21 protein-coding genes are annotated in these 21135 nt (G+C 70.6%); 8 read left to right on the top strand and 13 right to left on the bottom strand.

Going from position 1 to position 21135, the window contains the following annotated elements:
* Nucleotides 1-66: 66 nt before the first annotated feature.
* Complete coding sequence (locus tag ACW14X_RS03810) at nucleotides 67-2529, top strand: DNA topoisomerase IV subunit A (protein ID WP_160024212.1); 2463 nt, start codon at nucleotides 67-69, stop codon at nucleotides 2527-2529.
* Between the two features lie 131 nt (nucleotides 2530-2660).
* On the opposite strand, the gene ACW14X_RS03815 is transcribed toward ACW14X_RS03810, so the two are convergent.
* The 6 genes from ACW14X_RS03815 to ACW14X_RS03840 are packed head-to-tail and all read right to left on the bottom strand — an operon-like array spanning nucleotide 2661 to nucleotide 8703.
* A complete protein-coding gene (locus ACW14X_RS03815; RefSeq protein WP_160024213.1) occupies nucleotides 2661-3647 on the bottom strand; it encodes a cyclase family protein in 987 nt (328 codons plus the stop codon).
* Complete coding sequence (locus tag ACW14X_RS03820) at nucleotides 3644-4816, bottom strand: prolyl oligopeptidase family serine peptidase (protein WP_160024214.1); 1173 nt, start codon at nucleotides 4814-4816, stop codon at nucleotides 3644-3646. The genes ACW14X_RS03815 and ACW14X_RS03820 overlap by 4 nt, the downstream gene beginning before the upstream one ends.
* A gap of 27 nt (nucleotides 4817-4843) precedes the next feature.
* Nucleotides 4844-5560, bottom strand: a complete 717-nt coding sequence (locus ACW14X_RS03825) for an SDR family oxidoreductase (RefSeq protein WP_160024215.1) — start codon at nucleotides 5558-5560, stop codon at nucleotides 4844-4846.
* Complete coding sequence (locus ACW14X_RS03830; protein WP_457164781.1) at nucleotides 5557-6546, bottom strand: fumarylacetoacetate hydrolase family protein; 990 nt, start codon at nucleotides 6544-6546, stop codon at nucleotides 5557-5559. Before ACW14X_RS03830 ends, ACW14X_RS03825 begins: the two co-directional genes overlap by 4 nt.
* Before the next feature lie 25 nt (nucleotides 6547-6571).
* Complete coding sequence (locus tag ACW14X_RS03835) at nucleotides 6572-7549, bottom strand: VOC family protein (protein ID WP_457164782.1); 978 nt, start codon at nucleotides 7547-7549, stop codon at nucleotides 6572-6574.
* 26 nt (nucleotides 7550-7575) lie between these two features.
* Entirely contained in the window at nucleotides 7576-8703 is a 1128-nt protein-coding gene (locus tag ACW14X_RS03840; protein WP_457164783.1) for an FAD-dependent monooxygenase, read from the bottom strand.
* Between the two features lie 118 nt (nucleotides 8704-8821).
* On the opposite strand from ACW14X_RS03840, the gene ACW14X_RS03845 reads away from it, so the two are divergent.
* The 5 genes from ACW14X_RS03845 to ACW14X_RS03865 all read left to right on the top strand — a co-directional run bounded on the left by ACW14X_RS03845 (nucleotide 8822) and on the right by ACW14X_RS03865 (nucleotide 14777).
* Nucleotides 8822-9745 carry a LysR family transcriptional regulator gene (locus tag ACW14X_RS03845; protein ID WP_457164784.1) on the top strand — a complete coding sequence of 308 codons (924 nt, stop codon included), beginning with the start codon at nucleotides 8822-8824 and terminating at the stop codon, nucleotides 9743-9745.
* Between the two features lie 122 nt (nucleotides 9746-9867).
* Nucleotides 9868-11058: an MFS transporter gene (locus tag ACW14X_RS03850; RefSeq protein ID WP_457164785.1), complete on the top strand. Its 1191-nt coding sequence runs from the start codon at nucleotides 9868-9870 to the stop codon at nucleotides 11056-11058.
* Between the two features lie 124 nt (nucleotides 11059-11182).
* A complete protein-coding gene (locus ACW14X_RS03855) occupies nucleotides 11183-12316 on the top strand; it encodes an FUSC family protein (RefSeq protein ID WP_457164786.1) in 1134 nt (377 codons plus the stop codon).
* Nucleotides 12317-12354: 38 nt separating this feature from the next.
* Entirely contained in the window at nucleotides 12355-13062 is a 708-nt protein-coding gene (locus ACW14X_RS03860; protein WP_160024221.1) for an LppX_LprAFG lipoprotein, read from the top strand.
* Entirely contained in the window at nucleotides 13059-14777 is a 1719-nt protein-coding gene (locus tag ACW14X_RS03865; protein WP_457164787.1) for an MFS transporter, read from the top strand. The genes ACW14X_RS03860 and ACW14X_RS03865 overlap by 4 nt, the downstream gene beginning before the upstream one ends.
* Here ACW14X_RS03865 and ACW14X_RS03870 read toward each other — a convergent pair.
* Nucleotides 14764-15318 (bottom strand): DUF4188 domain-containing protein, encoded by a 555-nt coding sequence (locus tag ACW14X_RS03870; RefSeq protein ID WP_457164788.1) that lies wholly within the window; start codon nucleotides 15316-15318, stop codon nucleotides 14764-14766. The genes ACW14X_RS03865 and ACW14X_RS03870 overlap by 14 nt on opposite strands.
* An 89-nt stretch (nucleotides 15319-15407) precedes the next feature.
* Here ACW14X_RS03870 and ACW14X_RS03875 point away from each other — a divergent pair, with 89 nt between their 5' ends.
* Entirely contained in the window at nucleotides 15408-16040 is a 633-nt protein-coding gene (locus tag ACW14X_RS03875; protein WP_160024223.1) for a MerR family transcriptional regulator, read from the top strand.
* A gap of 1 nt (nucleotide 16041) precedes the next feature.
* Here the strand turns inward: ACW14X_RS03875 and ACW14X_RS03880 are convergent, their stop codons facing one another.
* From ACW14X_RS03880 to ACW14X_RS03905, 6 genes are all read right to left on the bottom strand, one after another.
* The gene (locus ACW14X_RS03880; RefSeq protein WP_457164789.1) at nucleotides 16042-17229 is read right to left on the bottom strand and encodes a cytochrome P450; all 1188 of its coding nucleotides are present in this window, start codon (nucleotides 17227-17229) and stop codon (nucleotides 16042-16044) included.
* A 14-nt stretch (nucleotides 17230-17243) separates the two neighbouring features.
* Nucleotides 17244-17492, bottom strand: a complete 249-nt coding sequence (locus ACW14X_RS03885) for a hypothetical protein (RefSeq protein WP_160024225.1) — start codon at nucleotides 17490-17492, stop codon at nucleotides 17244-17246.
* A gap of 85 nt (nucleotides 17493-17577) precedes the next feature.
* The gene (locus tag ACW14X_RS03890; protein WP_168381108.1) at nucleotides 17578-17721 is read right to left on the bottom strand and encodes a GPGG-motif small membrane protein; all 144 of its coding nucleotides are present in this window, start codon (nucleotides 17719-17721) and stop codon (nucleotides 17578-17580) included.
* 39 nt (nucleotides 17722-17760) lie between these two features.
* Entirely contained in the window at nucleotides 17761-18003 is a 243-nt protein-coding gene (locus ACW14X_RS03895) for a hypothetical protein (protein ID WP_350844307.1), read from the bottom strand.
* Nucleotides 18004-18126: 123 nt separating this feature from the next.
* Complete coding sequence (locus ACW14X_RS03900) at nucleotides 18127-19089, bottom strand: glycosyltransferase (RefSeq protein ID WP_457164790.1); 963 nt, start codon at nucleotides 19087-19089, stop codon at nucleotides 18127-18129.
* Nucleotides 19090-19148: 59 nt separating this feature from the next.
* Entirely contained in the window at nucleotides 19149-20141 is a 993-nt protein-coding gene (locus ACW14X_RS03905; RefSeq protein WP_457164791.1) for an NAD-dependent epimerase/dehydratase family protein, read from the bottom strand.
* A 180-nt stretch (nucleotides 20142-20321) separates the two neighbouring features.
* Between ACW14X_RS03905 and ACW14X_RS03910 the strand changes: the two genes are divergently transcribed.
* Entirely contained in the window at nucleotides 20322-21116 is a 795-nt protein-coding gene (locus ACW14X_RS03910) for a sigma-70 family RNA polymerase sigma factor (RefSeq protein ID WP_457164792.1), read from the top strand.
* Nucleotides 21117-21135: the final 19 nt, after the last annotated feature.

The raw sequence follows: 21135 nt of genomic DNA on the forward strand, positions 1-21135 counted from the left end.
CCAGAAATCGGCGCTGTCGGCGAGCCCGATGTCGCACTCGCACAGGGATTCGAGACAATGCCCCTTATGGCACGCGGCAAGACCAAGCAGGACGTACCCGACGACTTCGAGGAGCACATCCTCGACACCGACATCGGGGACGAGATGCGGTCCTCATTCCTGGAGTACTCCTACTCCGTCATCTACTCCCGGGCACTGCCCGACGCCCGCGACGGTCTCAAGCCCGTGCAGCGCCGGATCCTCTACACGATGAACGACATGGGCGTACGTCCAGACCGCGGCCACGTGAAGTGTGCCCGCATCGTCGGTGAGGTGATGGGCAAGCTGCACCCGCACGGTGACGGCGCGATCTACGACGCCCTGGTCCGGATGGCGCAGCCGTGGGCGATGCGGCTGCCGATGATCGACGGGCACGGCAACTTCGGCTCCCCCGGCGGTGACGACCCGGCTGCCGCGATGCGTTACACCGAGGCCCGGATGGGCCCGGCGGCGCAGGCGATGACCGATGACATCAAGGAAGACACGGTCGACTTCCGGCCCAACTACGACTCGCGGGAGATGGAGCCGAGCGTGCTCCCCGCGGCGATCCCCAACCTGCTGGTCAACGGCGCCACCGGCATCGCGGTCGGCATGGCCACCAACATGGCCCCGCACAACCTGGTCGAGGTCATCGCCGCCGCGCGCCACCTGATCAAGCACCCCGGCGCCGAGCTCGACACGCTGATGAAGTTCATCCCCGGCCCCGACCTCCCCACCGGCGGCACCATCGTCGGCCTGGACGGGATCCGGGATGCGTACGAGGCCGGCCGCGGCTCCTTCAAGATCCGCGCCACCACGCGGATCGAGCCGTTCGGGCGCCGCAAGGGCATCGTGATCACCGAGCTGCCGTTCAACATCGGCACCGAGAAGATCATCGAGCGCGTCAAGGTCCTGGTGCAGTCCAAGAAGATCCAGGGCATCGCCGACCTCAAGGACCTCACCGACCGCGAGCACGGCACCCGGCTGGTGATCGAGGTCAAGAACGGATTCGTGCCCGAGGCCGTCCTCGAGCAGCTCTACAAGATGACGCCCCTGGAGGACTCCTTCGGGATCAACAACGTCGCGCTCGTCGACGGGCAGCCGCGCACGCTCGGCCTCAAGGAGCTGCTCGAGGTCTTCCTGGGACACCGCTACGACGTCGTCCGCCGCCGCAGCCAGTTCCGCCGCGACCGGGCCGCCGACCGGCTGCACCTGGTCGACGGGCTGCTGATCGCGATCCTCGACATCGACGAGGTCATCCAGCTGATCCGCTCCTCCGACAACGCCGGCGAGGCCAAGGAGCGGCTGATGTCGGTCTTCGACCTGAGCCAGCCGCAGGCGGAGTACATCCTCGACATGGCGCTGCGCCGGCTGACGAAGTTCTCCAAGATCGAGCTGGAGAAGGAGCGCGACGACCTGCGCTCGACGATCGAGTACCTCGACTCGATCCTCGGCGACGACGAGATGCTGCGGAAGGTCGTCTCCGACGAGCTGGGCGAGGTGGCCAAGACGTTCGGCACCCCGCGACGCACCGTGCTGCTCGCCTCCGCCGGCACGCCGGCGCTCGAGGCGATGAGCCTCGAGGTCGCCGACGACCCTTGCTTCGCGCTGCTTTCCTCGACCGGTCTCCTGGCCCGCTCCTCGGATGCCGAGCCCTTCTCGACCGGCTCGGGCCGCGCCAACCACGACGTGATCGTCTCGGTGGTCCCGGCGACCGCGCGCGGCCAGATCGGCGTGCTCACCTCCCGCGGCCGTCTCGTACGTCTCGGGGTGCTCGACCTGCCGGCGCTGCCGCCGACCCACGGCGACCCGAACCTCTCCGGCGGCCTGCCGCTGTCCGCGCTGCTCTCGCTGGAGTCCGACGAGCGCGCACTCGCGCTCACGACGCTGGCCACCGACGGTCCCGGCATCGCGCTCGGCACCAAGCTCGGCGTCGTCAAGCGGGTCAACCCCGAGGTGCTGCTCAACAAGGACGAGTGGGAGGTCATCAAGCTCGCCGACGGCGATGAGGTGGTCGGCGCGGCCCAACTGCGCACCGGCACCGAGTCGCTGGTCTTCGTCACCTCCGACGCCCAGCTCCTGCACTTCCCAGCCGACGTCGTCCGTCCGCAGGGCCGCAGCGCCGGCGGGATGGCCGGTGTCCGGATGGCCCACGGCTCCCGCGTCGTCTTCTTCGGCGTCGTCTCCCCCGACGCTCCCGAGGGTGCCGCGGTCGTCACCGTGGCCGGTTCGTCGAGCGCTCTGCCCGGGACCGAGACCGGCTCGGTCAAGACCACGCCGTTCAGCGAGTACCCGGCCAAGGGCCGGGCCACCGGCGGCGTACGCGCTCACCGCTACCTCAAGGGCGAGGACTCGATCGTCTTCGCCTGGGTCGGTGCCGCTCCCGCGATGGCCGCCGCGGCCTCCGGGGCGCCCATCGACCTGCCCGAGATCGACCCGCGCCGCGACGGCTCCGGGATCCCTCTCGAGCAGCCCATCGACGCCGTCTCCGGACCGGTGGCCAACAGGTAGCCATCGCTGGTCGAGCCGGATTCGTGAGGAACGAACGAATCCGTGTCGAGACCAACACGGTCCCCTCGGCGCTTGAGGGGACCGTGTTGGTCTCGACACGCTCGCTGGCGCTCGCGGCTCGACCAGCGTTGTCAGCGCAGCGCGATGGGGTTCACCGGGGCGCCGACGGCACCGGTGACGCGCAGCGGCGCCGCGGTGAGCAGGAAGTCGTAGCGCCCGTCCTCCGCGCAGGCGGAGGCGAGGCCGTCCAGGTCCCACATCTCGCCCAGGAAGAGTCCGAGGTGCGGGATCGCGACTTGGTGCAGGGGCTGGAAGGCGTCGTCGAACTCGTTCGGGCGCACCTCGAAACCCCACGTGTCGGTGGCGATCGCGGCGATCTCGGTGCGGTGCAGCCAGTCCGCGGTGGTGAAGGAGAGGCCGGGGGCCGCTCCCCCGGCATAGCCGCCCCAGCCCTCGCCGGCGGCGACGCCCCGGCGGGCGCGGGAGAGTTGCCCGGTGCGTACGACCACGATGTCGCCGCGGCCCACGGCCGCGCTGGCCCCCTGGGCGGCGATCGTGTGCTCCAGGTGCTCCTCGGTGATGGCGAACCCGTCGGGGAGCTCGCCGTCGGTGCCGACCGCGCGGCCGACGTCGAGCAGCACGCCGCGACCGCAGACCACGTCGGCGACCGTCTCGATCCCGGTGACACCGTCGCCCAGCGAGGTGACCACGGACTCCGCCGGGCGGCCGTTCCAGGCCCGTCCGTGGTCGAAGATGTGGCCGAGCCCGTCCCACTGGGTCGAGCACTGCAGCGGCATCGCGATGACATCGTCCGCGCCACCGATCCCGTGCGGGAACCCCTGAATGCCGGCGACCGCGTCGGTGCCGGTGTCGAGCATGGTGTGCACCGGGTTCGTACGCCGCCGCCAGCCGTTCTGCGGCCCGTCCATGTCGAAGGGCAGCGAGAGCGAGTAGGACCGCCCGGTCCGCACCAGCCCGGCAGCCGAGACCCGTTTGGCGTCGGTGAGGAAGTTCATCGTCCCGCGGACGTCGTCCTCGCCCCAGCGCCCCCAGTTGGAGACGCGAGCGACCGTCTTCGCGATCTCGCCTTCGGGGTCGCTCCGATCCAGGGAGGTCACGACGCGTCCAGCTCGGCGAACGTGTCGGCGACCCAGTCGGCGATGAAACCGATGACGTGCGGGAAGTGGTCCAGGCCGATGTGCTCCGTGGCGCCCTCCTCCGGCGTGAAGATCCGCAGCTCGCGCTTGGGGCTGTTGACCGCCTGGTCGTAGGAGCGATGCGCGTAGGAGAGCGGGATCTGGCGGTCGTTCTCACCGTGGGCGATGAGGAACGGCACGGTGATCTCCTCGACCACGCCGTCGAGGTTCACGTCCTCGGCGAAGTCGATGAACGTGTCGATGTCGGGCTGCCCCCACACCCACAGCACGTGGTCCCAGTAGTGCGGCACCGGGTTCTCGCCCTCACGCTGCAGCCGGCGCTTCTGCACCGCGCCCCAGTCGTGGTTGGCACCCCAGGCCACGCACAGCGCCAGCCGCTTCTCGTACGCCGCGGCGCGAGGCGCGTAGTAGCCGCCCAGCGACCAGCCCACGAGCCCGATCCGGTCGGCGCGTACATCCGAGCGCGTCGCGAGCCAGTCGACGCAGGCCGCAGCCCAGGCCTCGGTGTCGACGCGCGCGGTGAGGCCGTCGAGACGCAGCGCCTCACCGGCGCCGCCGCAGTCGACCATCAGCGTCGAGATGCCGCGAGCGGCGAGCTCGGTGTGGACACCGGCGCCGACCATCATCTCCTTGGTCGAGTCCAGGCCGTTCCACACGATCATGACCGGCGTCGCCTCCCCGTCCCGACCAGCCGGGTGGAAGTAGGCGGGCAGGGTGGTCTCGCGGCCGTTCTCGACGTACGGGATGGCGACCTTCACCGTCGGCTGGTCGAGCAGCTCGAACGAGCGGACCAGCAGGTCGACGCTGCGCTGGTACTCGGCGTTGCGGCCCGGGTCCTTCGCGCTCTGCATCCGCTCGGCCTGGGAGACGTAGACGGAGGCGCGGAAGAGCTTCTGGCCGGCCGTACGCCGGTGGCCGGCCTTCTCGGCCTCGGCCGACTGCTCCTCGAGCTGGTCGGCGACACCACGCCAGGCGGCCATGAACTCGGCGGTGCCCACGTCGGAGCCCTGGGCGGCCAGCTCTTTCAGCGGCCGGCAGGCGCGGTCGACCTCGTCGATCAGGCCGCCGGAGTTGAGCGTGGCGACCACACCCAGGTTCCAGACGTAGTTGCCGGGAAAGTACTCGAACATCTCTTGTCCTCTTCTTGTCGATGAATCTCAGCGCAGGGCGTCGGAGACGGCCTTGGCGCCGGCGTGCGATGCGACCCCGCCGTCGACGGGGATCTCGGCACCGGTGACGTACGCCGCGCCGTCGCCGAGCAGGAAGACCACGACCGACGCGACCTCCTCGGGCGTGCCGACGCGGCCGAGCGGAGCGGCGGCGACCGAGGCGTCTCGGAACGCAACCGGCGCGGACGCGGTCATGGCGGTCTCGATGAAGCCCGGGTGTACGGCGTTGACCCGGATCCCGCGCTCCCCCAGCTCGAGCGCCGCGGTGTGGGTGAGCCCGCGGACGGCCCACTTGCTGGTCGTGTAGGCCACCGGGTAGTGCCCCTGCAGCGCGGCGAGCGACCCGATGGTGACGATCGACCCGCCGGCCGGCATCAGCGGCGCCAGCGCCTGGATGCCGAGCAGAGGCCCGAGCACATTGACGTCATGGGCGTCCCGCATGTCGGCGACGCTGGCGGCACCGACCCGGGCGCGGCGGGTGACACCGGCACAGCTCACCAGCCCATGGACCTGTCCGGCGAGCTCGCCCGCGAGGTCGGCCCAGGCGTCCTCGTCGCGGACGTCGAGGCTCCGTACGCCGGGCGCGGCCTCGCGGTCGACGCCCACCGCCGTCCCACCTTCCGCGGTCACGGCGGCGGCGACCGCCGCTCCGATTCCCGAGGCGGCTCCGGTGACCACGACCGTACGTCCGGCCAGCGAGCTCATCGGGGCGCCTCACGAGCAGCCGCCCGTGCGGCACTGTCGCGGCGGCGCACCGGCGGCAGCTCGGGGGCGGGCGGCGCGACGCCGACGGTGTTGGTGAGGGTGCCGATCCCCTCGACCTCGAGGGTGACCACGTCACCGGGTTGCAGCGGCTTCGGCTCCTGCGAGCCATGACGGCCCCAGAGCTCGGCCAGGCACCCGCCGTTGCCGGCGGTGCCCGAGCCTAGGACGTCGCCGGCGACCACGCGGGAGTCGCGGGAGGCGTACGCGATCATCGTCTCGAAGGTCCAGCCGACGTTCGCGAGCCGGTCGCGGCCGACCTCTGTGCCGTTGACCGACACCGTGCACAGCAGGTCGAGGAAGCCGTCCTCGTCCCGGTAGGGCTCGAGCTCGTCGGCCGTCACGATCCACGGTCCGAGCGTGGTGGCGAAGTCCTTGCCCTTCGCCGGCCCGAGACCGACCTGCATCTCGCGGCCCTGCAGGTCGCGAGCCGACCAGTCGTTGAAGATCGTGTAGCCGAAGACGTACGCCCCGGCCTCCTCGGGCGGGACCGACCGGCCCTCGGCCCCGACGACGGCGGCGACCTCCAGCTCGAAGTCGCGGGCCGCGCAGGCCGCCGGGAACGGCACCTCCGCGCCCGGTCCGAGGATCGCGTGCGGGTTGGTGAAGTAGAAGGCCGGGGCGTCGTACCAGGCGTCAGGGACGCCGCTGACGCCGTCGACCGAGCGGCGTACGCCCTCGACGTGCTCCTCGAAGGCGACGAAGTCGCGCACCGAGGCCGGCTCCAGCGGCGCCAGCAGCTCGACCTCGGCGAGGTCGAGGGCCTCGGCCGCCCGGGCGTGGTCGGCGGCACGGTCGAGCACCTCGCGCCCGCCGGCGATGAGCGTACGCATCGTGTGCCGGACGGCGAACGGGTGCAGTCCGTCCTCGGTGACCAGGCCGACGCGCGGCACGTCGAGCTCAGGATCGCGAAAGGTCGCCAGCTTCATCGGGCTCTCCTCATTCGAACGCAGCTCAGACCGGCGGGGCGACGAAGACGCCCTTGTCCGGGTCGTTGAAGGACTTGCCGGCGACCAGCTCGTCCATCGGGTTGGCGGTGCCCCACTGGTCGGAGACCTCCGGGTCGCTGAAGTCGTACAGATGCGGGTGCCAGTTGTCCTCGACGAGCTCCTCGAGCTCGGTGGTGTACTCGACGGTGTTGCCGTGTGGGTCCAGGAAGTAGCTGAAGGTGTTGTTGCCGGCCAGGTGCCGGCCCGGCCCCCAGATCTTCTCGACGCCGGCACGCAGCAGCCGCCCGGTGCCGCGCATGTACTCGTCCAGGCCGCGCATCTCGAAGGAGGCGTGGTGCAGCGCGACGTGCGGCCCGCGGGCGATCGCGAGGCTGTGGTGGAACCGGTTCGTACGCAGGAACCACATCATCGAGCCCAGCCGCGGGTGCATCAGGGTGTCGGAGAGCGCGAAGCCGAGGTGGCGCTGGTAGAACGCCACGGTCTGCTCGGGGTTCGGCGAGTTGATGACGACGTGGGAGAGCTTGACCGGGACCGCCTCGCCCTCCTCGATCTTGCGGTGCTGCCGCACGGCGACGTCGCAGGAGACCTCGACCGTACGTCCGTCGTTGTCGAAGAAGCGGAAACCGTAGCCGCCGCCCGGCGTCAGCACCGGGCCCGGCTCGCTGACGAGCTTCACCCCGGCGCGGCCGAGCCGCTCGGCCATCGCGTCCACGTCGGCCGGGCTGGCCGCACCGAAGGCGATCAGGTCCAGGCGCTTGTCGTCGGCGCGGCGCAGGCGGACGGAGTAGTGCTCCGGTGAGCCCTCCGCGGCCAGGAACGCCAGCCCGCTGTCGGTCGTCTCGGCCTTGAGCCTCCAGGTGTTCGTGTAGAACTCCAGCTGCCGCTCGTAGTCGGGTACGGCCAGGTCGACGTGGCGCAGGTGGGTGATCAGCCGCTCGGCGGGCGGGGTCTCGATGACTGGGTCGATGATGGTCTCGGTCACGGTGTTCTCCTCGTGAGATGGGGTGGTCAGGCGGGCTGGGTGACGAGGGCGGCGACGCGAGCCATCAGCCCGGGTACGTCACCGCGCTCGCGCGCCTTCAGCCAGGTGCAGAGCTGGAGCGAGGCCTCGACGACGGCCCGCGCGCGGGGCAGTCGGCGCTCGGTGAACGCCGGCCAGACGGCGGCCAGATCGTCGGCAGCGGCGAGCAGCTCGGCGAGCACGGCAGCGTCCTCGAGCGCCTGGGCGGCGCCCTGGGCGAGAGTCGGCGGGCAGCTGTGGGCAGCGTCGCCGATGATCACGACCCGGCCGCGGTTCCAGGGGCCGTCGACGACGTGGCTCTCGAAGTGGGTGTGGTTGACCCGCGTCGGGTCGGTCAGCGATCCGCGGATCTCGTCCCAGGGCCCGTGGTAGGCCGCCGCGAGCTCGCGCATCACCGCCAGGCCCTCCTCGGCCGACAGCCCGCTCCGGTCCTGGGCGGGCTCGACGACGTAGGCGTAGAGGCTCTCCTCCGAGGTCGGGCAGTAGCCCGCGATGTAGGACGGTCCGCCGTAGAAGAGGTCGGTGCGGGTGACCTCGGCCGGTCGACGCGTGAACGCTCGCCAGATGCCCATGCCCACCGACTCGGGCTCGACGTCGATGCCGATCGCCCGACGTGTCCACGACCGCACCCCGTCGGCGCCGACGACGAGGTCGTAGCGCCCGTGCGACCCGTCAGCGAAGGTGACGTCGACGCCCGTCTCGTCCTGGTCGATGCCGGTCGGTGCGATCCCGAAGCGCACCTTGGCGCCGGCCGCGACGGCGCGGTCGAGGAGGATCCGGGCCAGGGCGGGCCGGTACATCCCCATCGTCGCCAGCAGGTCCGGACCGCCGGTGCGGTGGTCCTCGAGCTCGACCAGCAGCGTGCCGGCCGGGTCCGGCGCACGCAGCCCGAGGGTGTCGTACCCGTAGCCCTCGGCGCGCACCTGCTCCCACACGCCGAGGTCGCGGAGCACCCGCAGTGCGTTGCCCTGCAGGGTGATCCCGGAGCCGAGGGCGGAGAGGTCCGGCTTGGCGTCGACGAGGTCGACGGAGACGCCCCGCTCGGCGAGCAGGATGGCGGTCGCCGTCCCGGCGGTTCCGGCACCGATGACGAGAACCGAGCTGATGGCGGGCATGAGATCTCCCTGATGTGCGAGATGGTGGAGTGACGAGCACCACTCTGAACCGCACGCAACTATTCGGGAAGAGCAGATTTCCTATCCCGCATATACACGGCGTTTATAGTCAGACGCCATGGCGACCGATCCGCTCCGCAACCTCGATCTCAACCTGCTGCTCTCCCTGGACGCACTGCTCGAGGAGCGCAACGTCACCCGCGCAGCCGCACGGCTCGGGCTGAGCCAGCCCGCGGTCTCGGCCGCGCTGCGGCGCCTTCGGCGCCACTTCGGCGACGACCTCCTCGTCCGCACCGGCAACCGCTACGACCTCACTCCCCTGGCCACCCAGCTGCGCGGGACCACCACGACGGCCCTGGCCGGCGTACGCCGCGTCTTCGAGGCCGAGCCGGGCTTCGACCCGGCGACCTCGACCCGCGAGTTCACCGTGGTCGCCTCCGACTACTCCACCACCGTCCTCGGCGACCATCTCGCCACCGAGCTGGCCCGCGAGGCCCCCGGCGTACGCCTCCGGTTCCAGATGCAGACCCACGACGACGTCGACCAGGCGCCGGAATCGCTGCGACACGTGGACGGGTTGATCCTCCCCCACGGTTTCCTACAGGACCAGCCCGCCGTCGAGCTCCACACCGACGGCTGGGTGCTGGTCGTTTCCGCCGACAACGAAGCGGTCGGCGAGACGATCACGATGGAGGAGCTCGCCGAGATGCCCTGGGTCGTCACCCACCACGCCCCGACCGCCTTCACCCCGGCCGTACGCCAGCTCAGCATGATCGGGGTCGAGCCCGACGTCCATGTGGTGACCGAGAGCTTCCTCCCGGTGCCGTTCCTGGTCGCCGGGACCCCACGCGTCGCCCTCCTGCAGCGCCAGCTCGCCACCCGGCTGGCGGGCGCCGCCGGCGTACGCATCCTCGACTGCCCGTGGGACGTGGTCCCGTTGAAGGAGGCGTTCTGGTGGCACCCCGCCCATCGCGCGGACCCGGCCCACGGCTGGCTGCGCCGGATGATGACGCGTGCCGCCGCGCGGCTGGAGGCGGACTGACCGTCAGGTATCGACGAGGCTGATACCCGGCAGAAGCAGGTTTGGCTTCCGCAATACCTCCCGGATCTCCCACGATGCTGTGACTGCTGTCACACGATCTCGGCCTGATCCATGGAGACCCCATGTCCGACACCCTCACGCCCGTCCGGCAAGCCGGCCGCACGCAGGGCTTCCTGCTGATGTTCATGAGCTGCCTGCCCGTCCTCGGCGCCGTGCTGCTCGCTCCCGTCCTGCCCCGGATGCAGGACCACTTCGGCCACAGCGGTGCGGCGACCGCGCTCGTCCCGCTCTCCCTCACCGTCCCGGCGCTGATGATCGCGCTGCTGGCGCCGTTCGCGGGCCGCATCGTGGACACGTTCGGGCGCAAGCGGCTGCTGCTCACCGGCTTGGCGGTCTACACCGTCTTCGGCACCGCGCCGCTGTGGTTGGACGGGCTGGGCGCGATCGTCCTCAGCCGCGCGGGGGTCGGTGTCGCCGAGGCGGCGATCATGACCTGCTGCACGACGCTGATCTCCGACTACTTCTCCGGCACCGAGCGCGACCGCTGGCTCGGCATGCAGACCGTCTTCGCGGCACTGTCGGCCACCGTCTTCTTCGCCCTCGGCGGCGCACTGGGTGCCCAGGACTGGCGCACCCCGTTCTGGCTCTACGCCTCCAGTCTGCTCTTCCTCGTCCTCGCCGCGGCGCTCATCTGGCAGCCCGCCGGCGAGACCACCTCCACCGGGAAGCGTGCCCCGCTCCCGCCGCTGCCCGTCCGCGCCCTCGCGCTGCCCTGTGCGATCACGGTCGTCGGCGGCATCGTCTTCTACACCCCGATCGTGGAGCTCCCCTACCTGCTCGACGCGGCCGGCATCACCGCCGTCCCGGCGATCGGCGCGTTCACCGCGCTGGCCTCCCTCGCCACCGCCGGCGGTGCGTACGCCTTCGGCCGGGTCTCCGGCCGCGGCACCGCCGCGCTGCTGCCGCTCGCCTTCGGGCTGGCCGGGATCGGTCTGGTCGTGCTCGGTGCCGCCTCGGTGGTGCCCGTCATCGTGCTCGGCGCGGTCATCGCCTCGGCAGGCACCGGCCTGATGCTGCCCACCCTGCTCGTCTGGGCCCAGTCCGGCCTCACCTTCGAGCAGCGCGGTCGCGGTACGGGCCTGTGGACGGCCGCCCTCTTCCTCGGCGAGTTCGTCTGCCCGCTCCTGGTCGTCGCCTTCACCGGTGCCCTCGGCGGCCTCGGCGCCGCCGTCGTCCTCGTCGGCGCCGTCGCTCTCCTCCTCGCCCTCTTCACCCGCCGCGTCCTCACCCGCGACGTAGCCCTCGCCGCCTGATCCGGATGAGGTTATGAACCGGCATCCGCCGGGGTACCGAGCGGGTCATGACAACCGCCGTCACATCTGTCGTCGTCACGGTCGCCGGCCGAACCGTCCGCCCTGAGCGCTGCATCGTCAGGTGATGTCGCATTCGACCGCGGCCACGCGTGCCGGGACGAGGACGGACCTGCCCGAGACGGAGCGATCGGCTCGCTTCCGAGCGCGAGTCCGTCGGCTTCCCTGGGGACCAGCCCTGACGACGGCGGCCGCAGGAGCCATCGCCTTCTGGGTCGGTGCGGTCTTCCCGCGGCCGGCTGGCGAGTTCCCGTACTACGCGCCCTTGGGCGCCGTGGTCGCCATGTCCTCGACCGTGATGGGCTCGGTGCGCAAGTCCATCCAGAGCGTCGTCAGCATCTGGCTGGGATCGGCGATCGCGCTGGCCGTCGGGGCCGTGCTCTCCCCCAGTCCCGCGACGGTGGCGCTGGTGATCGGGGTGGGAACGATAGCGGGGACCTGGGGCTGGCTCGACGACACCGGCCACTGGGTACCGACGGCAGCCTTGTTCGTCCTGATCATCGGAACCGAGGACCCGGTGGCGTTCGTGAGCGCCTTCGGCGGACTCACTCTGATCGGGGCCGCCATCGGGGTCCTGATGACGATGCTCTTCCCACAGCTTCCACTCGCTCCGACGGAGCGCGCGATCAGCGACGTGCGTGCGGAGCTGCTCGTCCAGCTCCGGCGGCTGGCGCGCGCGCTGCACGAGGACGGGCCACCGACGGAGAACGAGTGGAGCGACCATCGGGCACAGCTGGAGCCGGCCGTGCAGAACATGCGCGCCGCACGACAGCTCGTCCTCGAAGCGACCCGCGCCAACAGGCGTCGGGGACCGCACCGCCTTCGCCTGGAACGACAGCTAGAGCAGGCGGCCGTTCTGGAGAGAGTGTGCGTCCTGGTCGAGGAGCTCACCCAGCTCCTCGAAGAGGAGGAACGGGCGGAGAACGACCAGGTCGGGCTCGGCCCAGAGCTGCGGCCGCACACGGCACGAGCTCTGCTCGCTCTCGCAGACCTGGTCGAGTCAGGAGACGGGCGCACCGCGGATCCCGGGGCAAAGGTGGACGCCCAGGACGCCTTGTCGGCACTTGTCGACCAGATCCATGACGTACGTGTGGGCGACTCCCCAGATGACGAGCTCTTCACCGCCGGCAGCATCGTCACCACCATCCGGCGCTGCCTGGAGACGCCGCGCCCGGTCAGCGCCGCTGATTACGCCACCTGAACAGCAAGATGGTTGCGGGGCGTGGCATTCTGACCCGCATGCCCCTGAGCCTGCCACGCCTCGCCTTCGCTCTCGTCGCCCTTCTGGCCGCGCTTCTCGTGATGACCTCGTGCGGCGACGAGGACCCGGCCAAGGGACGTACGCCGAAACAGGTGCTCGCGGCGGCGCAGAAGCACCTCGACGAGACGAGCGGGATCAACTTCTCGATCGCCTCGGACGACCTGCCCGAGGGCATCACCACGCTGAAGGCGGCGACCGGGACGCTGACCCGCGAGCCTGCCTTCGAGGGCACGCTGACCGTGCCGGTGATGGGCACGGAGGCGCAGGTCGAGGTGGTCTCGGTCGACGGCGTCGTCTACGCGAAGCTGCCGTTCACGACCGCGTTCCAGGAGCTCGACCCGGCCGACTACGGTGTGCCCGACCCGGCCGCGCTGATCGCTCCGGAGACGGGCATCTCCTCGCTGCTCGCCGCGACCGAGGACGTGAAGATCGGCAAGTCGGTACGCGGCGGCGCCGACAACGACGAGATCCTCTCGACCTACACCGGCACGCTCCCGGACACAGCGGTCCAGAAGATCCTCGCGGGCGCGACCGGCGACTTCGACGTCACCTACATCATCAACGACTCCGACGAGCTCACCGAGGCCACCATCGAGGGCAACTTCAGCGGTGAGGGCGAGGCGGCGTACTCCTACACGATCGACGTGACTGAGTACGGCGTCGAGAAGGAGATCACCAAGCCGTGAGAGCCGTTCTCTGGCTCGCCGCGATCGCGGTGGCGTTCGCCGCCGCGGACACCTACGTCGTGGTGCTGGCGCTGCCCGACATGATGGCGGGCGTCGGGCTCTCGATCGAGGAGCTGCAGCGGGCGGCACCGCTGATCTCGGGGTTCCTGCTGGGCTATGTGGCCGTGCTGCCGCTGATCGGCCGCCTTGCCGACCTGCTCGGGCACCTGCCGGTGCTCGTCGGCGGGCTGGTCGTCTTCGCGTTCGGCTCGTTCCTGACCGCCCTGTCGTGGGACCTGGCAGCGATGGTCGTCGGGCGGTTCTTCCAGGGGCTGGGCGGTGGCGCACTCGTACCGGCGACCCTCGCGCTCGTCGCGGTGCTCTACCCCGCTGAGCGCCGCGGGGTTCCGCTCGGGCTGGTCTCGGCGGTCCAGGAGCTCGGCTCCGTGCTCGGGCCGCTCATCGGCGCGGCCGTCCTCGCCGTCGCGGACTGGCGGGCGATCTTCGGGCTCAACCTCGTGGTGGGCGTCGTGCTCGCGGTGGCGATCCGGAAGCTGGGCCGAGCGGACTCCGTCCGGGATCGTCCACGGCGACCGGACCTGATCGCAATGCTGCTGTTGCTGGTCGCCGGCGCCGCGTTCGTGCTGCTGGCGGTCGAGCCGACCGCCCTGGTCCAGGACCTGACCTGGGGCGCGCTCTACGTGCCCGCGGCCGGATCGACGCGCTGGCTGACCCCGCTGGGGCTGGTCACGATCATCGCCACCCTCGGGTTCCTGGTGAAGTGCGGCCTGCGGCCGGGCGTACGCCGCGTGCTCGGCCGGATCGCCGCCGAGGTCGACCTCCTCGGGGCGCTGTTGCTCTCGTTCGCGCTGGCCGGGGTGATCCTGGCCTTCGCGACCGCCGACCCCGAGGTGGCGGTCTTCTCCGAGCAGGGCACCTGGTACCTGGTCGCCGGCGGACTGGCGCTGCTCGGGTTCGTCTTCCACCTGCGCCGGGCGCAGGACCCGATCGTGCCCCGGGGCGCGTTCGCCCGCACGCCCGCGTGGGGCTCGGTGCTGATCTCGTTCTTCGTCGGCGCCGCGCTCGTGGCGGCGCTGATCGACGTACCGCTCTTCGCCCGCACCACGATCTACGGCGACAGCCAGCTGAAAGCGGCCCTGGTGCTGCTCGAGTTCCTGGTCGCGCTTCCCGTGGGTGCCATCGCGGGAGGCTTCCTGACCCGGCGGCTGCCGGCGGGCGTGATCGCGGGTGCCGGGATGCTGCTGGCCGCGGTGGCGTTCGTGCTCATGGCCCGCTGGGACGCCGACGCGCTGCGCTCGCTGTCGGCGACCGTCGTGCTCGTCGCCGGCGGCCTCGGCTTCGGCCTCGCCCTGGCGCCGGTCAACGCGGCGATCCTGGCCACGACCGAGCAGTCGATGCACGGCCTGACCACTTCCTTCACCGTGGTGGCCCGCATGGTCGGGATGCTGGTCGGCATCTCGGCGCTGACCACGATCGGCCTGCGCAGTTACTACGCCGCCCAGGCCGACCTGCCGTCGCTGTCGTCGGTGTGCACCGGCGGCGGCATGTGCGAGGAGTATCAGGACCTGCTCATCGGCGCCGCCATCGCCCAGGAGCACACCGTCTTCGCCGGCGCCGCGGTCTGCGCCGGGATCGCGGCCCTGCTCTCCGTGGTGCTCCTGCGAGGCGCGCCCACCCGGGCGCTCTCCCCCACCGAGACCGTCACCGCGCTGTAGGGACGTACTCCGGGCGGGTCGAGCCCATCCGTTCGTGGGTCGCGTTCCGCCGTCCGGATGCGCGCTCGATGGCCCCGAGGGCGGCACCCAGGCCGAAGGCCGGCATGTTGCCGTAGAGCGTCTCGACCTGGTCACCGGGGACCCGGTAGGTCTCGTGCCAGATCCCCATGTCGCCGGTCGAGGCCGCGCGCCGGTTGAAGGCGGCCCAGGCGGGAGCGTGCGTGAGGGACGGGTCCTTGGCGAACCGGCCCAGGTCCTCGACGCTGCGCCAGTACTGCACCGTCATCAGCACGCGCCCCGACCAGTAGCTGCGCGCCGAGAGCAGCCCGAGGTCGGGGTTCTTGGCGAGCTCGGCGAGCATCCGGGGCATCCCGACGAACGCCGGGAACCAGCTGCGCACCTTGTGCCAGCGGTGGATGCGCATCCCGATCAGGAACACGACGACCTCGTCGGTGCCGACGTCGGCGACGCTGTGGCCGGGCGTGACGCCGTCCGGGACGTTCTCGGGAGCCCCTCGATAGCCCCGGGCGATCTTCGACATGGCCGTCCTCCTGACTGGATAGCATTAGTATCTAGTCTAAGATAGTGCTCCTATCCAGCAATGCCGTCAACCCCTTTCACGGAGGAACGATGCGGATCTCCGAGCTTGCCGACTCGACCGGCGTGAGCGTCGCGACCATCAAGTACTACGTGCGCGAGGGCCTCCTCTCCCCCGGCAAAAAGCTCTCCGAGCGTCTGGCCGACTACGACGACCAGCACGTACGCCGCCTTCGCCTGCTCCGCGTGCTACGCGATGTGGGCGCCGTCCCCGTCGGGGCGCTCAAGGCACTGGTCGACGCGACCCAGGACCGCACCGCGTCTGTGCACGACATGTTCGGCAAGGCCTGTGACGCGCTCCGCGTCGAGACGACCGTCCCCGTGTCCCGGGGTGATCACACCCGCGAGCTCGCCGACCAGATCGTCGCCCAAGCGGGGTGGACCGAGGTCAGGGCCGATGCCCCGGAGCGCGACCATCTCGCTGGCATCATCGAGGTCATCCTCGACAGCGGTCTGCCGACCGACCCCGAAGGCGCGGCGACCTATCTTCCCCTCGTCGATGCGATCGCTGCCTACGAGCTCGGCCAGATCGACGACACCCAAGACCGCGAGGCGATGATGGAGCAGATGGTCGTGGGTCAGGTGGTCCTCGGCGAGTTCCTCCTCTGCCTGCGCCGGCTGGCCCACGAGCACCACAGTGCCCTGCGGTTCGCCGGGCGCCGCTGATCTACCCGATCCGGACGCGGAGCCGCTCGCGGGCGGGGATCCGCGGATAGGTGCTTCCGCGCTCGACCACGCTCCAGGGAGCGGCGGCGAAGACCTCGGCGGTTGCCGAGATCATCGCGATCGTCGACGGCTCACCGGGGCACCGGTGACCCTCGGCGGGGTCTCCCCCGCCCTGCGGCACCAGCTCGAACTCGTCGACCTCTCGGCCGAGGAACCGCTCGGTCGAGAACGTGTACGGCGCGGACCACGAGGCCGGGTCCAGGTTGGTCCCGGGTACGTCGAGGACGACCCGCTTCCCCTGCGGGACGATCTGGCCGTCCCAGTCACCGTGCTGGCGCGCGATGCCGGCGAGCGCCGGGACGAACGGGAAGATGCGGCGTACCTCTTGGGTGAAGGCGTGGCGTCGCCCGGGATCCTCGGCGAGCATCGGGCGCAGCGCGGGTTCGTCGTCGAGGGTCTGGACGGCGAAGGTGCCGAGGTAGGCCACGGCGACCGCGGGCCGCAGTACGTTGAGCAGCTCCACCGCCGCCACCGGAACCGGCAGCAGCTCGCCCTCGGGGTCCCGCCAGGTGGCGATGGTCTCCACCGGCGTGGTGGGCTGCGTCGTGGCCGAGCGCGCCTCCCGGATGAGCCCCCGGGCCCAGCGGTTGGCCCACAGCCGGGCCGCCCACGCCGTCGCGTAGGAGGGGCCGGAGATCCCGAACCCGTCGACGATCCCGGCCAGTCGACGCCCGACCCTGTCGGGGTGGCGCACCGAGATGCCGGCCCATGCCAGGATCGCGCGGGCGTAGACCTCGGACAGCAGGTGGAACACGCTCACCGTCTCCCCGTGGCGTTCCCGAATCGCTGTGTCGAGGTGGTGGCGTACCAGATCCTCGAGCGTCGAGGCAGCGGCATCGTCGAGCAGGCCGAGGAACTGGCCCTTGCGGTGCTGGTGCTCTTCACCGTCGAGCCCGTGGACGGCGCCACGGCCGAAGAGCAGCGTCGCCAGAGGTGCGGGCACCGCACCGGAGCGGCGGATGAGCCGGGGGTCGTAGAAGCGGCGTACGGAGGCAGGACCGCTCACGACGACGGCATCGTCCCCGAGGAGCTTGATGGGGCAGACCGGCGGGTCGCCGGCCCGCCGCCGAGCGTCGGGGATCGCGTGGTAGCCGTGCCGGAGCAGGTCCGCGGCGAGATCGCGGGACATCCGGTCGCCTCCCGTCAGGAACCGCTGGTGACCCGGTCGCTCACACCCGTCACCCCGACCGAGTGGGCACAGTGGGCGCAGCAGAACACGTGCTCCTCGTTCTGCACCCCGTGCCCGAGGATGCGGGTGCCGCAGTTGACGCACACGGGCGCGATCACCGCCACAGCACACTCGATCGAGTCGAAGACGTGGTGCTCACCCGAAGCCGTCGTCACCTCGAAGCTCTCGTCGTAGTCGTTGCCGCACGTGACGCACTTACCCATGGTTCGGTCCTTTCCTTGCTTCGTACCGGACTTCACGCCGGACGCCACGCGGCCCGGGCCCTCGAGGGCCCGGGCCGCATGGTGTCTAGGTGAAGATGCTGACCCCACCAGGGCCGACCAACAGGCCGACAATGATGAGGACTGCTCCCCATAGGATCTGGCCGCGTACCAGGGCCAGGATGCCGCCGATAACCAGGACTGCCGCGATCAGCCAGAGAATTAGTGCCATGTGGATCTCACCTCAGTGTGTAGTTGTTGCGGGGGATGCTCAGACCTTGTCGTCCAAGCGGCTACGGAGCAGGGCCTTCGCCTCCTCGGCACCCTGCACGGAGTTGGCCTGCGCGCGAACGAACAGGTCTTCCAATTCGGTGTCCTTCGAGCGGCGCGCGTCCTCGATGTAGGTGTCCAGACGCAGCGCGTTGTTCAGGCATGCCTCGGCGAACCAGATGAGGTTGTAGTCCTTGTCAGGGGTACCCGTGACGACTCCAGTCTCAGCGCTCTTCGTGGTCATGCGGATCACTCCTCATGAGGTCTCTCGTTCCTACACTCCGCCCGGTACCCAACTCGCGCGCCCGCAAACCCTCCGTACGGAAACAGGAGATCTCCTCGCGTCCGGGCGAGCTCGGACGCGGTCTCACCGAGCGCTGTCGGTGGCGACCCACCGGAGCACGTCGTCCCACTCCTCGAGGAACCGCTCCAGGCCGTAGCGCCTTCTCGCGTGCCGGCGCCCGATGAGCCCGGCCTCCTCGGCGACGTCGGGATCCTTCATCAGGTGGCGTACGGCCGGGACGATCTCGTCGCGGCGGGTGGTGACGAACCCGGCCTCGTGCGGCACCGCGAGCGGGGTCTCGGTCGTGGCCAGGGCGACGACCGGCATACCGAGGTGCATCGCCTCGATCAGCGAGAGCCCCAGCGAGGTCCAGCGGTTGAGGTGGACGTAGACGCGACGTCGCGGGAGATGATCGTGCAGATCCTGCTGCGACAGGTCCTCGTACGTCCGCAGCCCGTCGTAGGACGGCAGGCGCTCGACGCGCTGGCCGAAGACGTCGGCGCCGACGCCCTCGGCCAGCGCCGGGATCAGGTCGGCGCCGACCGAGCGGCCTCGGCGTACGGGATCGTTGACGACCACTCCGGCGCGCTCGATGTCGCCGGTGTAGCGGCGGCCCGGATCGACGATGCCGTGCTCGATCACGGTGGTAGGGGTGCCCGAGCAGTCCCAGAGGAGGTCGTTGAATCCGGTGACGTGGACGATCGGGACACCGCCGCCCGCCATCGGGTGGCGCGTGTCGGGGACCGCGGCGACGGGAGTGCTGTGCTCCACGTAGACAGCGGGCAGGTCCCGACCCGGGCGCCGACCGCCGAGCCACCGCTCGGCCAGCTCGACCTCGTGCGGCCGCTGCAGGACGACGACGTCGATCTCCTCGTCCGCGAGGGCCTCGCTGCTCACCTCGCGGGCTGCCGGCGGCCAGTCCCATGTGCTGGCGCGGCCGAGACCGTCGGGGCCGCGGTCGGGCGTGGTCGGGACGAGATAGTCGTGGCGACCGTGCACGAACGCCCTCGTCCAGGAGTCGTGTACGTGCCAGATCAGGATTCTCATTCCCTCTCGGTGCCCGGGAGGCCCTGTGGTGATGCGGCGAATCAGGACAAGTTCCGAGGTCAGCGCACCGGTTCTGCGTCTGCTGCCGCCGTCGAGGTCGTCTCCTCGCGCCATCTCGCCGTTCGCTTGAGCCCCTCCTCGAGCGGCATCTCCGGCTCCCAGCCGAGCAGCAGCCGCGCGCGGGTCAGGTCCGGGCGGCGTACGTGCGGGTCGTCCGTCGGCAGCGCCACGTGGTGGATCCGCGACTCGGACCCGGTCAGCTCGATGATCATCCGGGCCAGCTCGAGCATCGTGACCTCGTGGTCGTTGCCTATGTTGACCGGTCCCGCCACGTCGGCGCAGGCGAGCCGCAGAAGTCCCTCGACGGTGTCCTCGACCCAGCACAGGGACCGGGTCTGCGAGCCGTCACCCGCGACCGTCAGCGGAGCCCCGCTCAGGGCCTGGCCGAGGAAGGTCGGCACGACCCGGCCGTCATCGAGGCTCATCCGCGGGCCGTAGGTGCTGAAGAGGCGCGCCACCGCGACGTCGACGCCTCGCTCGCGGGCATAGGCCATCGTGGTCGCCTCCGCGAACCGCTGGCCCTCGTAGTAGACGCTGCGTACGCCGATCGGGTTGACGTGGCCCCAGTCCTCCTCGCGCTGGGGGTGCTCCTCGGGCTCCCCGTAGACCTCGGAGGTGGAGGTGAGCACGAACCTGGCGTTGTGGCGGGCGGCCAGCTCGAGTGCGTTGACCGTACCTTCGCTCGCCGCTCGTAGCGTCTCGAGAGGCAGCCGCTCGTAGTGCACCGGAGAGGCCGGACAGGCCAGGTGCATCACCAGGTCGACGCCACCGGGGTCGGGGATCGATCGGCTGGCGTCGGCGATGGTGATCGCGAAACCCGGGCGGCCGAAGAGGTGCTCGATCTTGTCGGCCGAGCCGGTGAGCAGGTTGTCGACGATCCACACCTGGGCCCCGGCGTCCAGGAGTCGCTCGCTCACCCACGATCCGAGGAATCCGGCCCCGCCGGTGACCACCACCCGGGCGCCGCGCAATGACTCTTCCCAGGCGTTCATCGGTGTTCCTCCCAGGGCGTGTGTCCGTTTCACCTGCCGGTACCCGCAGCCGCTCGTCCCAGCCCGGCCGTCCCGTTTACCACCCGCAGGGGTGGTTGCGGACCCCTAAGACCCACACCCGCCGGGGTGAACCTTGCGCAGAAGCCGTTGGGAGACGGTCGTGTCGGGCACTACCTACACATGACGACGACAACTTTCGAGACAGACCTACCCCGGGCCGAGCGACAGCGTCTGACCTCAGAGCTGTTGGCGAAGGCACACACCGCGGAGGGTGAGGAGCAGGACCGGATCCTCGAGGAGGTGATCCTCCTCAACGCCGCGGTCGCCCGCTCGATCGCCCACCGCTACACCGGCCGTGGCATCCCCCGTGCGGACCTGGAGCAGGTGGCGTACATCGCCCTCGTCCGGGCAGCGAAGAGCTTCCACCCCGATCGTGCCGACGACTTCCTCACCTATGCGGTACCCACGATCCGCGGTGAGGTGAAGCGCTGGTTCCGTGACCACGGCTGGACGGTACGGCCGCCGCGACCCATCCAGGAGCTGCAGAGCACGCTGCTGCGGATCGGGTCGGAGCGAGGCAACCTGCCCACCTCGGAGCTGGCCGAGATCGCCCACGTGCCGGAGCAGAAGGTACGCGAGGCGCTCGATGCCCGCGGTTGCTTCACCCCCTCCTCGCTGGACGCTCCGCTGCGCCCCGGCGAGGCCCAGTCCTCGGCCGAGGCGACCATCGGCGACATGCTGCCCGGAGTCGACGGCGGACTCGCCGACTGCGAGACCCGTCTGGCCCTGGAGCAGGCGATTCACGTGCTGTGCCCGCGTGACCAGCTCGTGGTCAGGCTGCGCTTCATCGAGGACCGCAGTCAGGCAGAGATCGGCGAGGCCATCGGAGTCACCCAGACCCAGGTCTCCCGGATCCTGACCCGGATCATCGACGAGCTCCGTGAGCAGCTCGAAGGCGTAGGAATCGCCGCATGACCCGCACCCACGACGGGTA

The sequence above is a fragment of the Nocardioides sp. YJ-D4 genome, assembly GCF_054031495.1.

Excerpts from the sequence above, each read along its gene's own strand:
- ACW14X_RS03905 (WP_457164791.1), bottom strand. The coding sequence starts at position 20,141 with ATGAACGCCTGGGAAGAGTCATTGCGCGGCGCCCGGGTGGTGGTCACC.
- ACW14X_RS03845 (WP_457164784.1), top strand. The coding sequence starts at position 8,822 with ATGGCGACCGATCCGCTCCGCAACCTCGATCTCAACCTGCTGCTCTCC.
- ACW14X_RS03860 (WP_160024221.1), top strand. The coding sequence starts at position 12,355 with ATGCCCCTGAGCCTGCCACGCCTCGCCTTCGCTCTCGTCGCCCTTCTG.
- ACW14X_RS03870 (WP_457164788.1), bottom strand. The coding sequence starts at position 15,318 with ATGTCGAAGATCGCCCGGGGCTATCGAGGGGCTCCCGAGAACGTCCCG.
- ACW14X_RS03910 (WP_457164792.1), top strand. The coding sequence starts at position 20,322 with ATGACGACGACAACTTTCGAGACAGACCTACCCCGGGCCGAGCGACAG.
- ACW14X_RS03900 (WP_457164790.1), bottom strand. The coding sequence starts at position 19,089 with ATGAGAATCCTGATCTGGCACGTACACGACTCCTGGACGAGGGCGTTC.
- ACW14X_RS03810 (WP_160024212.1), top strand. The coding sequence starts at position 67 with ATGGCACGCGGCAAGACCAAGCAGGACGTACCCGACGACTTCGAGGAG.
- ACW14X_RS03880 (WP_457164789.1), bottom strand. The coding sequence starts at position 17,229 with ATGTCCCGCGATCTCGCCGCGGACCTGCTCCGGCACGGCTACCACGCG.
- ACW14X_RS03855 (WP_457164786.1), top strand. The coding sequence starts at position 11,183 with ATGTCGCATTCGACCGCGGCCACGCGTGCCGGGACGAGGACGGACCTG.
- ACW14X_RS03875 (WP_160024223.1), top strand. The coding sequence starts at position 15,408 with ATGCGGATCTCCGAGCTTGCCGACTCGACCGGCGTGAGCGTCGCGACC.
- ACW14X_RS03840 (WP_457164783.1), bottom strand. The coding sequence starts at position 8,703 with ATGCCCGCCATCAGCTCGGTTCTCGTCATCGGTGCCGGAACCGCCGGG.
- ACW14X_RS03895 (WP_350844307.1), bottom strand. The coding sequence starts at position 18,003 with ATGACCACGAAGAGCGCTGAGACTGGAGTCGTCACGGGTACCCCTGAC.
- ACW14X_RS03885 (WP_160024225.1), bottom strand. The coding sequence starts at position 17,492 with ATGGGTAAGTGCGTCACGTGCGGCAACGACTACGACGAGAGCTTCGAG.
- ACW14X_RS03890 (WP_168381108.1), bottom strand. The coding sequence starts at position 17,721 with ATGGCACTAATTCTCTGGCTGATCGCGGCAGTCCTGGTTATCGGCGGC.
- ACW14X_RS03830 (WP_457164781.1), bottom strand. The coding sequence starts at position 6,546 with ATGAAGCTGGCGACCTTTCGCGATCCTGAGCTCGACGTGCCGCGCGTC.
- ACW14X_RS03825 (WP_160024215.1), bottom strand. The coding sequence starts at position 5,560 with ATGAGCTCGCTGGCCGGACGTACGGTCGTGGTCACCGGAGCCGCCTCG.
- ACW14X_RS03820 (WP_160024214.1), bottom strand. The coding sequence starts at position 4,816 with ATGTTCGAGTACTTTCCCGGCAACTACGTCTGGAACCTGGGTGTGGTC.
- ACW14X_RS03850 (WP_457164785.1), top strand. The coding sequence starts at position 9,868 with ATGTCCGACACCCTCACGCCCGTCCGGCAAGCCGGCCGCACGCAGGGC.